The following is an 11,680-nucleotide window of genomic DNA, read 5'->3' as shown; positions in this document are numbered from 1 at the left end:
CATGAAAAACGTCCTCCTCCTGGGCGCCTCCGGCAATATCGCGCCGTTCATCATCCCCGGCCTGGAACAACATTACAACCTGCTGCTGGCCGATATCCGTCCCCATCCCGGCGGCAAGCCCATCATGCACGTGGACATGGGCGAATACGGGCAGGTGCTGGAAGCCGCCCGCGGCATGGACGCGATCATGAACTGGACCGTGGTCCGGCAGGATCCGGTGGCGAGTTTCGCCGTGTCCGTCCGGGGCGCCTGGCACGTGATGAAGGCGGCGGCGGAACTCGGTATCGAGAAGATCCTGCACACGGGTCCGGAGATCATCATCCCCGGCTATCTCCACGACCACGACATCGGCGACGTGCCGCAGGCACCGGGAACAGCTTACTATATGCTGACTAAGCACCTGGCCATGGAGATCTGCAAAATCTACGCCCGCAAGTACCGGATACACACCGTGTGCTACCAGTTCAACGGACTGGGCCCGATGCCCGAAGAGCCGGTCAGTAACGCCGACCATCCGCCTTTCACCATCGTCTACGACGACCTGGTGGAAGCCTGCCGGCTGGCCCTGGAGATCGAGGAGGTGCCGGACTTCTTCCAGGCCTTCAACATGGGCAGCTACCTGCAGCAAGGCAAGTACACCATCCACAAGGCCCGGCGCATCCTCGGCTACGAACCCCGGACGAATCCCCACCGGTTCTACAGGCGGCCGGTGGCGACAGGATAAGGCGACAGCGGGTTTCCGGCGGCGTGTTCCGCCGGCGTGTTCCATTGGCGTGTATACAAAGTAGATACGACGGGAGTGGGCAGTACCCATGAAGATCACGCGGTTCGAGGTCATCCCCCTGAAGCAGCGCGGCCTGCTGCTCAAGGTGCATACCGATTCGGAACTCGTGGGCTACGGGTCGCCCATGAACTACGAGCACGGCCGGACGGTTACCCGGGCCGTCCATGACATGGAAGACTACCTCCGCGGCCGCGACCCCCGGCAGATCGAGGACCACTGGCAGACACTCTTCCGTTCGAGCTACAGCCGCCAGATGCCCATCCTGCTCTCCGCGCTGAGCGGCATCGAGCACGCCTGTCTCGATATCCTCGGCAAGTCGCTGGACATGCCGGTATGGCGGCTGCTGGGCGGTTCCTGCCGGGATCGCGTCCGGGTCTACGCGTCCGTCGGCGGCCCGTCGCCGGACGAATACGCGAGACATGCCCGGGCACGGGTGAAAGTAGATACGACGGGAGTGGGCAGTACCCATGAAGATCACGCGGTTCGAGGTCATCCCCCTGAAGCAGCGCGGCCTGCTGCTCAAGGTGCATACCGATTCGGAACTCGTGGGCTACGGGTCGCCCATGAACTACGAGCACGGCCGGACGGTTACCCGGGCCGTCCATGACATGGAAGACTACCTCCGCGGCCGCGACCCCCGGCAGATCGAGGACCACTGGCAGACACTCTTCCGTTCGAGCTACAGCCGCCAGATGCCCATCCTGCTCTCCGCGCTGAGCGGCATCGAGCACGCCTGTCTCGATATCCTCGGCAAGTCGCTGGACATGCCGGTATGGCGGCTGCTGGGCGGTTCCTGCCGGGATCGCGTCCGGGTCTACGCGTCCGTCGGCGGCCCGTCGCCGGACGAATACGCGAGACATGCCCGGGCACGGGTGGCGGAAGGGTACACCGCGCTCAAGTGCACCCCCTTTCCCGATCCGGTGCGTTTCGTGGATACGCCGGCGGCCATGGAGCGCATCATCGCCCGCGTCGCCGCGATCCGCGAAGCCGTGGGACCGGAGGTCGACGTGGCCGTGGATTTCCACCGGGCGGTGAGTCCGGCCATGGCCAGACGCCTGCTGAAGGAACTGGAACCCCTCAAACCGATGTTCGTGGAGGAACCCGCCCATCCGGAGAACGTCGACGCCCTGCTCGAGATCACCCGCTCCACCACCATCCCCATCGCCACCGGCGAGCGGAACACGACCCGATGGGGGTTCCGGGAACTGGTGGAGAAGAAGGTCGCCGCGATTCTCCAGCCCGACGTGCGCCACTGCGGAGGGATCCTGGAGATGAAGAAGATCGCGGCCCTGGCCGAAGTTCATTACGTGGCCATGGCGCCCCACTCCGCCGCCGATCCGGTGGGCGTGGCCGCGTCCCTGCAGGCCATGGCCGGCACGCCCAATTTCCTGATCCAGGAATACGGCGGTGGCGGCGGCGACACGCTCTTCACCCAGCCCCTGGTGTTCAAGGACGGTTTCGTCGAGCTGCCGCAGGGGCCCGGACTCGGCATAGAGATCTCGGAGGAAGGCCTCGCGGCCAACACGGCCGACTCCTGGCCGCTCCGCAACATGCGCCGTGATCCGGACGACCTGTCCTATTCCGATATCTGAACGGGGACGGAGGCATATGCCAGGTGCAATCAGTCTATTGACTTCAGCGCTGCTTTGCGGATACATGCTATTGGCGTGTGCGGCTGAGCCGGAGTCCTCGGCGTCGACCGCGGATCCCGATGGCCGCCGCGGAGACGTACAGGTCGCCGCCACCTCCAACACCGCGGCCGCCTCCACCTTGGCCGCCGCCGACACGGCCTGGACGCCGCCGCAGCCCCGCTCCGTCCATGAGCGGCAGCGGGAGCGGGAACGCATGGTCGAGGTGATCCTGGACAAGTCACCCATGGTCACGGACGAGGCCGTAATCCGGGCCATGATGGACGCCCCTCGCCACGTGTTCGTCCACGAGCAGACACGGCGCATCGCCTACGACGATACGCCCTTGCCCATCGGCCTCGGGCAGACCATCTCCCAGCCCTACATCGTGGCGTACATGACCGAGTTACTCGAGATCGGTCCGGCTTCAAAGGTACTGGAGATCGGCACCGGATCGGGCTACCAGGCCGCCGTGCTCGCTCACATTACGCCCCACGTGTATACCATGGAGATCATCGAACCGTTGCTGGACCGGGCCCGAGGACTGCTCGCCGAGGAGGGGTATGACGCCGTTCAGACACGCCACGGAGACGGTTATTACGGGTGGCCGGAGGCGGGGCCCTACGACGCCATCATCGTCACCTGCGCGGCCGGGCATCTGCCGCCGCTCCTGTGGTCCCAGCTCAAGCCCGGCGGCCGGATCGTCATCCCCATCGGCGAGATGACGGGTGTGCAGCGGCTCGTCGTCGTCCGCAAGACGGCGGAAGGAGAGCGCACCTCCCGCACCGTGATGCCCGTTCGCTTCGTGCCCATGACCGGCCGGGTCGAACAGTGACGTCGCGAACCGAAACCACCGATACGCCCGAGGATTTTCCGGCAGGTTATCTCGTACGGGCCGCCGGCCTGGTTTCCTGCGGCGTCATCGCCTTCGAAATCGGGCTCATACGCGTCCTGCAGTACGCGAGCTGGTACCATTTCGCCTTCCTCGTCATCACCATCGCGCTCCTCGGCTTCGGCATGAGCGGCGCCATCCTGTCGCTGTGGCGCGGTTACCTCCTGCGGCACCGGCATACGGCCCTTCCGGTACTGGCCCTGCTCACGGCCGTCTCCATTCCCCTCATGCTCCAGGCCGCGCAGCTTCTGCCCGTGACCGGCCGTTTCCTGCCCGGCCTGGTCGTCGGGCAGTTGGCCTGGTGGGCAGTATTTTGGGCCCTGCTGACCGTCCCCTTCGCCCTGGGCGCCACCGCCATCGGACTGGCACTGATGTCCGCCGGTGAACGGCTTTCGTCGGTCTACGCGTCGAACCTCATCGGCAGCGCGTCCGGCGCGGTCGGCGTGACCATCGGCCTGTACTTCGTGGAACCCGCATGGCTGGGCTACATGACCGGGGCCGTGGTCCTGGCCGCGGCATACCGCGGCGACCGGCGGGCGTGGAGCGCCGGACCGGTTTCCGCGAGTGTGCTGGCCGTGCTGGCCGTGCTGGCCGTGCTGGCCGGCGCGTTGCTGGCGTTGTTTTATCCCCCTTCCATCCGCGTAGACGACGACAAGTACCTGGCCTATGTGGAACGCCTTGAGGCGGACGGGCAGGCCGAGCAACTGGCCCGTGCCGTCGGTCCGTCGGGGGTCGTGGAGGCGTTCGGCAGCGATGCCTTCCACGACATGGCCTTCATGACCGACGAGCGCGTGCCGCCGTCCATGGCGTCGATCGTCGTGGACGGTCACCGCGCCGGCTCCCTGTTGCGCATCGACCGGCCGGATCAGGCGGCGGCGCTGGACGGCACGCTCATGGCCCTGCCCTATGGACTGGTCCCTTCCAATTCCAGGGTACTGCTGCTGGACGAGGTCGGCGGTGGCAACATCTGGCTGGCCCGGCGGCACGGCGCCGCCGCGGTAGACGTCGTGCAGCCTAACCGGGTGCTGTCGGACCTCCTGGCCGGTCCCCTGGAGGACGAAGGCGGCATGGTGTTCGGCCTGCCGGGCGTCGCGCTCCATCCGGTGGAATCCCGGGCCTTCCTCGAAGGGACGCGGGGTTCCTTCGATCTCATCCAGCTGGCGGGCATGGAATCCTGGTCGGCGGCCGCGGGCGGCCTGGAAGGGCTGAACCAGGATCATCTCATGACAGTGGAGGGTATGGCGGCCGCCCTGCGGCGGTTGTCACCCAACGGCATCCTCCACCTGTCCCGCGGGATACAGCTGCCGCCCCGGGACAACGCGAAGATCGCGGCGACGGTCATTGCCGCTCTCGAACAGTCGGGGATCGCTCGCCCCGGCGCGCACATCGCCATGGTCCGGGATTTCCTGGGCGTCTGCACCATGGTCCGGCCAAGACCCTGGCGGGTCGGGGAGATTCGCCGGCTGCGGGACCTGGCCGCGGAGCGGAACCTGACCCCGGTGTACTTCGAGGGGATAACGGCCGGCGAACTGAACCGTCCCGACGAACTCCCCGGACCACCGGGGCAAGACGGGGACTACCTGTACCACGTGATGCGTAGCCTGTTGTCCGGGGACCGAAATGAAACCGCCCGGTTCTTCGACGAATGGCCCTTCGAAGTCCGGCCGGCCACCGACGACCGCCCCTTCTTCGGCAATTTCGGAAAGCTTGGCGCCCTGCCCGATTTCCGGCGGACCTACGGAGCGGGGTGGCTGCTGCGGTCGGAACTGGCTTTTATATTCGTTCTGTCCACCGCCGTCATCGTTACGTGCGCGGGACTGGTACTGATACTGCTGCCCTTCGTTTTCCGCTCCGACATCCGAAAGGCGTCCGGACGGTCGATCGCCGCGGTGTACTTTCTTTCCATCGGGCTGGCCTACCTGGTGCTGGAAATCGCCTTTCTGTCGGGCATCCAGCGCCTGCTGGGCGATCCCGTGCTCGGCGGCGCGGCCACCGTGGGAGGCTTTCTGCTTTGCTCGGGCCTGGGAAGCCTGGCGGCGGATCGCATCGCCAAGTTGCCCGGCGTTTCACTGGGCAGGCTGGCCATGATGCCGGCGGTCCTGGCCATACCCGTGTTCACGGGCCTGATCCTCCTCGCGCTGTTCGGAGGGGCCTGGCCGTTGGGAATCCGTCTCGCCGCGGTGCTCGTCCTCATCGCACCCCTGGCCTTCGCCATGGGACTGCCCTTCCCGCTGGGGCTGCGATGGTTCGGGGCGCGGTCCGCCGCGCTGGTTCCCTGGGCCTGGGGCGTTAACGGCTGCGCTTCCGTCCTGGCCTCGCCGTTGGCCATGATCCTCGCCATGCAGTGGGGATTCGTGCTCACGGTAACGGCGGCGGCGGCCTGCTATGTCGTCGCGGCGTGCGCGGCGGTAAGGGGGGCACCGCACGGCGTTGAGTAGCGGCGCACGGCGTTGAGTAGCGGCGCGCGGCAGCCCGGTTTCGGCTAAAACAGGTCGACGACGCACTCAGCGCACGCGGCCGATGACGGCGGTCTGGTCGTCGAACTGTTCCACACCGAGCGAGAAGTCGCGGACGGAGGCGAGGATCCGCTCCAGGATCTCCTCGCTGGACCGGTCGCGGTTCCGCGAAAGGACCCGGTGCAGACGCGCTTCCCCGAAGTCCTCTTCCTCCCGGTTGAGCGCATCCGTGATACCGTCGGTGTAGACCGCGAACAGATCCCCCGGATCGACGCTGACGGAGGAATCTTCGTATTCCGCTTCAGGAAACAACCCGATCGGGTAACCGCCGCTTTCGAGCAACGCGACATTGTCGCTGCCGTTGCGCAGCAGCAGGGGTGGATTGTGCCCGGCGCAGCAGTAGTTGAGCCGGGACGTCTCCATGTGGTAGCTGCAGATGAACACCGTGGCGAATCGATCCGGCGCCGTGCTGTGGCACAGGTAGACGTTGAGGCGGGACATCAGCCTGGACAGCCGGTCCGGGCTTCCTTCCAGCGCGGGATCCAGCGCCTGGGACCGCAGCGACGCCTGCAGACCGGCCATCATGAGCGCCGCCGATATGCCCTTGCCCGAGATGTCGCCGACCACGATATCCAGCATCCGGTCCCGGTGTTCGATGAAGTCGTAGTAGTCGCCGCTGACCGTACGGGCGGGGATCCAGGCGCCGGCCAGTTCAAGCGGGCCCCGCTGCGGCGGTACGTTGGGTATGAAACGGGCCTGCACCTCCCGGGCCATGGACAGTTCAGTTTCGATGCGCTCCTTTTCTCTTTCTTCATCCATCAGTATCTCGATGCTCTGCGCCATGGTGTTGAAGGAACGACCGAGTTCACCCAGCTGATCCCGCGCCTTTTCTTCCACGCGGAAGTCCGTCCTGCCCGAGCGAATGGCTTCCGTGCCCTCGTACAGCCCGTGCACCGCCGTGGTAATCCGCCGCGAGACGAGCAGCCCGATCATGAAGGAGATCAGTTCGAAGCAAACGAATACCGCGCACAGGACGATGACGACGAAAAACAGCGGAGGAAAACCGGACAGCAGCATGTCTCCGGTGACGGTAGCTTCGAAGATGTGTGCCGGATCGAGATCCAGGCCCAGGATCGCCACGGTCTGCTCTCCCGAATTCCAGGACTTGACGGAGAACGTAGCGGCCCACGGCACGTGAAGCGCTCCCAGGAGCGGCAACCGGGACCTTTCCACTTCCGATGGCGGAGACTCATAGACAGTGACCTCTTCGAAATCGACCGGCCCCGACCGAAACGCGACTTGCGTGCCCAGTTCCTCCCATATTTTGGTCCGGTATTCCTCCCCCAGCGGCTTGTAGGAGAGGACGTACAGGTTCCGTCCTCGGATATCGATCGCGGTGCCGGCGCGAAAGGACAGCGCGGAGAGGCCGTCGGACAGGCTGTCGAATACAACTTCTGCGAAATGGTCTTCCCGGAGCAGCCAGTCCGGGAGGGGTTCGGGCGTATCGAAGGGGGCAGAAGCAAGCACCGGGCGGCCATCCTCGAATACGCTGATCGACAGGCCGGTAAGGTCCTGATTGTCCCGCAGGATCTCGTCCAAGATCCCCGCGTAAGACGGTATGTTCTCCGAAGCCGTCCTCAGCAGGGCCAGTTGCAAATCGACCGGTATATGATCGAGTCGGTCGACGGTTTCTTCGATATGGCGGGTGACCAGGTTGGTACCCAGGGTCCCGATCCAGAGCCATCCGACGAGTATGCTGATCGAAGAGGCGATACACAGGGGCGCGATACCGGCGAAGAGGAAAACGACGATGATACGGTTCCGGACTTTCCACAGCAGATGGTCCCGCAGCCACGAAAAGGCCTTCCACGTGTAGTAGAAAACGCCGGCGGCCAGGAGGGCGATGGCCGGCCAGCCGAGCCAGGTGACCACACCCTGCCAGGTGCCCAGGACCAGGAAGACCCCGGCCGCCAGGACCAGTCCCGCATAGATGCAGCGCTTCATCCAGGTATCCGGGGCCAGCCGCTTCAGCGTCCGGAGGATGGCGAACCCGAATCGCGAGGCGATGCGTGCAGCTATGCGAGCGGCGCGGTTCATGAAAAGGTACTCCAGGGATTGGGCAAGTCGTCAGTGCCGGTCCACCCGGGGCTCGATGGGCAGTGCGCGGAATTCCTGGATCAGGCCGGCCAGTTCCTCGGAAGCCGCACGGTAGAGTGCCTCGCCCTTCTCCACGGTGGCCACGGTGGCGTCGCCGATGACGCCGGAATCGGAGATCCGTGACCACTGGTCCATCATGCGCAGGGGCGAAGCGCCCTTGCCGCGGATCCAGCCGCGCCAGTAGTACTTCGACACGGGGATCTTCACCTCCCGCACCGCCTTGTCCATCTGGATCGCGTCGTCGTTGAGGTAGCGGTAGACCGAGGTCTCGATCTCGTCGGCGTGGGACTGGAGCTCGGAGTCGCCGATCTCCCAAAGCTTCGACTGGGCCACGCTCCACCAGTTGAGCGTCCCGCAGTGGGCGTCCGTCTCGATGACCGTCCGCCGCGAGGCCGTCTCCAGGATAGTGGCATTGGAACCGTGGCCGTTGACGATGAGGATCTTCCGGAATCCGTGGTGGGCCACGCTCCGGGTGATGTCCACGACGAAGTCCTGCAGGTGGTCGTCCCGCACGGTGATCGTCCCGGGAAAGTCCATGTGGTGGTCCTCGAACCCGTAGGGCAGGGCTGGCAGGATCAGCACTTCGTCCGCGATGAGCTTCGCGGCGCCGTCGCACACGCTGCTCACCAGGAAGGTGTCCACGTCCAGGGGCATGTGGTAGCCATGGTCCTCCGTGGATCCGACGGGCAGGATGACGGCGGGCTGCTCCTCGACTTTCTCCTTCAGTTCGACCCAGGTGTAGTGATCGTAGCGGTAGGGGAGGCGTGGGCCCTTCATCTGTGCTCCTTTGGCGGTGCGGCGTGGTGCTCAGTCTTACATGCGCGGCATTACTTCGTGGACGAAGAGGTCCATGCTGCGAAGCCAGGAATCCTTGTCGTCCCAGTCGTACCCCATGAGGATCAACGTGCCGAAGTCGCCGGTTTCCTCCCGCACCAGGTCCAGCCGCCGGACGACCTCGTCCACGTCGCCGTGGATGATCTGTTCCGTCATCAGGTAGTCCAGGTTGCACTCCGAATCCGGCATGTCCGGGTCCCGCTTCAGCATCTTACGCCCCAGGCCCTGGTCGAAGAGGCCGCCAAGGTATTCGAAGCCCCGTCCCAGGGAATTGTTGCGCACTTTCCGCGCCGCTTCCTCCTTGCTGTCGGCGAGGAAGATGCTGCGGGAGACGCGCCAGTCCTTCCGGTCGGGTGTCCGCCCGGCATCCAGGGCCGCCTGCTCGTACACCCGCCAGTTGTCGGCCACGACGTTACCGGGGGAAATGTTCGCGCTGATGGGAAACCATCCCTTTTCGCCCGCCAGCTTCATGGTGGAGGAATTCATGCTCATCCCGGGGGCGCAGATGGGCGGATGGGGCTGCTGCAGGGGCTTGTGGATGTAGCCGATCAGCGTGTCGCGGTCCACGTTTTCTTCCAGGTCGATCTCCCAGAAACGTCCCTTCAGGTGATAGGGCGGGTCCTGGCTCCAGATCTGCAGGATCATCTCCGCCGACTCGGCGGCCATGGCGCTGTTGAGCTTCGGATCGATCTTGTAGAGCTCCAGGTCCGTCGTTACGCTGCCCGGGCCGAAGCACAGGTTGAGCCGCCCGTGGGAGAGCTGATCCATGAAGGCCAGCCGGCTGGCCACATGGGCGGGGTGGTGATAGGGCAGGCAGGTCGGCGCGGTGCCAAGGCGGATGGATTGGGTCATGGCCAGGGCCTTGCCGATGAAGGCCTCGGGCAGGACGATGTTCTCGTACTTCATGGTGTGGTGCTCGCCGATCCAGAACTCGGTGAAACCCAGTTCCTCGCAGCGCACGATGAGTTCAAGGTCCTCGTCGTGGCACTGCGCCGCCGGCTTCACCGGGTCGTGGAAGGGCATGATGAACATGCCGTGGTTCATGTCATAATCTCCATTGTAGTGTGAGCGCCGCCTCAGTCGTTCAGCGCCGGCATGACTTCGTTGACGAACAGCTCGGTGCTGCGCAGCCAGCGGGCCTTGTCCTCCGCGTCGTTCCAGTCGTAGGCCATGAGGATCAGCGTGCCGAATTCGCCCGTTTCCTCGAGCAACCCGTTGAGGCGCCGGACCACTTCGTCCACGTCGCCGTGGATGATCTGTTCGCCCAGGAAGAAGTCCCTGTCGCACTCCGCGTCGGGCATGTTTGGATCGCGCTTGAAGAACTTGCGGCCGGGCCCCTGCCCCTCGCCCTTGTCCAGCACCCCGCCGAGGAAATCGAAGAACCGCCCGAGGTAACTCGTCCAGGCCCGTCTCCTGGACTCCTCCGGATCGTCCCCCACGTAGATGCTGCGGCAGACGCGCCAGTCGGCCCGGTCGGGCGTGCGGCCCGCCTCGAGGGCCGCCTTTTCGTAGACCTTCCAGTTGTCCGCCACCACGTTGCCTGCGATCAGGTTACTGCTGATGGGCGCCCACCCCTTCCGTCCGGCGAGCTTCATGGTGCCCGAGTTCATGCTCATGGCCGGTGCGCAGATGGGTGGATTGGGCCGCTGAAGAGGTTTCTGGAGGATGCCGAGGCGCGACTCCCGGTCGACCCAATGCTCCAGTCCGATCTGCCAGAACCGTCCGTCGTACCGGTACGGCGGGTCCTGCTGCCAGAGTTGCAGAATGATCTCGGCGGCTTCTTCAGCCATGGCGCTGTTCACCGCCGGGTCGTGGATGCCGAAGAGCTCCATGTCCGGATAGACGCTGCCCGGACCGAAGCACAGGTTCAGGCGGCCGTGGGACAGGTGGTCCAGGAAGGCCAGGCGCGTGGCAACGTGGGCCGGGTGATGGTAGGGCAGGCAGGTGGGCGCCGTACCCAGCCGGATCGTGTCGGTCAGAGCCAGGGCCTTGCCGATGAAGGCCTCGGGCAGGGCGATGTTCTCCCACTGGTGGGTGTGGTGCTCGCCGATCCAGAACTCGGAAAAGCCCATCTCCTCGGCCAGGACCACCAGTTCGAGGTCTTCGTCGTAGCACTGGGCCGGCGCCTTATCCGGATCGTGGAAAGGCATGATGAACATGCCGTATTTCATACTGGACTCCGACAAGGTTGCTGGATCTTCGTTGTATCTACAGTGTAGACACCCTGCGCATTGAATCTAACCCTCGCAATGTATAGACACCGCTCCGCGCGTGATCCTGCGAAATCCGCCCGGCGCGCTCAGGCGTAGCCCAGCGACCGGTTGAACCTCGGCATGACTTCGTTCGCGAACAGTTCCAGGCTGTTGATCCAGGCCTCGCGGTCGTCCCAGTCGTGGGCGGTCATGATGAATGTGCCGAACTCCCCCGTCTCCTCCATCATGCGGTGCAGTTGCCGCACGCACTCGTCGGGATCGCCGGCGATGACCTGCTCGTCCATCATGTAGTCCAGGGTGCATTCGGAGTCGGGCATGTCCAGGTCCCGTTTCCAGAACGCCCGCCCCGGTCCCAGGTCCGTGAGCTTCATGATGTATTCCAGGCATTTGCCCAGCGAGCTGTTCCGTGCCTTCTCGCGGGCTTCCTTCGTCGTGTCCGCCACGAAGATGTTGCGGGAGATCTTCCACTTGCGCCGGTCCGGCTCCTGTCCGGCGGATTGTGCGCCGGAGGCGTAGGTCTCCCAGTGGTTCGCCAGCACGTTCGCGGCGACCATGTGGTGGCTGAAGGGAGAATAGCCCTTCTGGCCCGCGATGCGGGTCCCGGCCGAATCCCGCATGATCACGGGCACGGACTTCCCGGCCCACGTGCACCTGCCAGATACGGCCGTTGATGTCGTAGGGCGGATCGGTGTTCCAGAGGGTCTTAATCATCTGGA

Annotated in this window: 10 protein-coding genes; 5 read left to right on the top strand and 5 right to left on the bottom strand. The window is 65.0% G+C overall.

Annotated features, from left to right (window positions below):
* Position 1 precedes the first annotated feature (1 nt).
* The 5 genes from F4Y38_00845 (at position 2) to F4Y38_00825 (ending at position 5,742) form a co-directional block, all read left to right on the top strand.
* The gene (locus tag F4Y38_00845; GenBank protein ID MXY47823.1) at positions 2-724 is read left to right on the top strand and encodes an NAD(P)-dependent oxidoreductase; all 723 of its coding nucleotides are present in this window, start codon (positions 2-4) and stop codon (positions 722-724) included.
* An 88-nt stretch (positions 725-812) separates the two neighbouring features.
* A complete protein-coding gene (locus F4Y38_00840; protein ID MXY47822.1) occupies positions 813-1,391 on the top strand; it encodes a hypothetical protein in 579 nt (192 codons plus the stop codon).
* Positions 1,252-2,376: a galactonate dehydratase gene (gene dgoD / locus F4Y38_00835; protein MXY47821.1), complete on the top strand. Its 1,125-nt coding sequence runs from the start codon at positions 1,252-1,254 to the stop codon at positions 2,374-2,376. The genes F4Y38_00840 and dgoD overlap by 140 nt, the downstream gene beginning before the upstream one ends.
* Positions 2,377-2,440: 64 nt before the next feature.
* Positions 2,441-3,247 (top strand): protein-L-isoaspartate(D-aspartate) O-methyltransferase, encoded by an 807-nt coding sequence (locus F4Y38_00830; protein ID MXY47820.1) that lies wholly within the window; start codon positions 2,441-2,443, stop codon positions 3,245-3,247.
* Entirely contained in the window at positions 3,244-5,742 is a 2,499-nt protein-coding gene (locus F4Y38_00825; protein ID MXY47819.1) for a hypothetical protein, read from the top strand. Before F4Y38_00830 ends, F4Y38_00825 begins: the two co-directional genes overlap by 4 nt.
* 66 nt (positions 5,743-5,808) lie before the next feature.
* On the opposite strand, the gene F4Y38_00820 is transcribed toward F4Y38_00825, so the two are convergent.
* The 5 genes from F4Y38_00820 to F4Y38_00800 all read right to left on the bottom strand — a co-directional run bounded on the left by F4Y38_00820 (position 5,809) and on the right by F4Y38_00800 (position 11,593).
* Positions 5,809-7,857, bottom strand: a complete 2,049-nt coding sequence (locus F4Y38_00820; GenBank protein ID MXY47818.1) for a SpoIIE family protein phosphatase — start codon at positions 7,855-7,857, stop codon at positions 5,809-5,811.
* A 30-nt stretch (positions 7,858-7,887) separates the two neighbouring features.
* Complete coding sequence (locus tag F4Y38_00815) at positions 7,888-8,694, bottom strand: creatininase family protein (protein ID MXY47817.1); 807 nt, start codon at positions 8,692-8,694, stop codon at positions 7,888-7,890.
* Positions 8,695-8,730: 36 nt separating this feature from the next.
* A complete protein-coding gene (locus F4Y38_00810) occupies positions 8,731-9,795 on the bottom strand; it encodes an LLM class flavin-dependent oxidoreductase (protein MXY47816.1) in 1,065 nt (354 codons plus the stop codon).
* Between the two features lie 32 nt (positions 9,796-9,827).
* A complete protein-coding gene (locus F4Y38_00805) occupies positions 9,828-10,922 on the bottom strand; it encodes an LLM class flavin-dependent oxidoreductase (protein ID MXY47815.1) in 1,095 nt (364 codons plus the stop codon).
* Positions 10,923-11,050: 128 nt separating this feature from the next.
* Entirely contained in the window at positions 11,051-11,593 is a 543-nt protein-coding gene (locus F4Y38_00800; GenBank protein ID MXY47814.1) for an LLM class flavin-dependent oxidoreductase, read from the bottom strand.
* Positions 11,594-11,680: the final 87 nt, after the last annotated feature.

The organism is Gemmatimonadota bacterium (assembly GCA_009838645.1).
Classification (GTDB): Bacteria; JAAXHH01; JAAXHH01; order JAAXHH01; family JAAXHH01; genus JAAXHH01.
The sequence above is the reverse complement of the archived record's forward strand: the minus strand, read 5'-3'. Positions and strand labels throughout refer to the sequence as shown.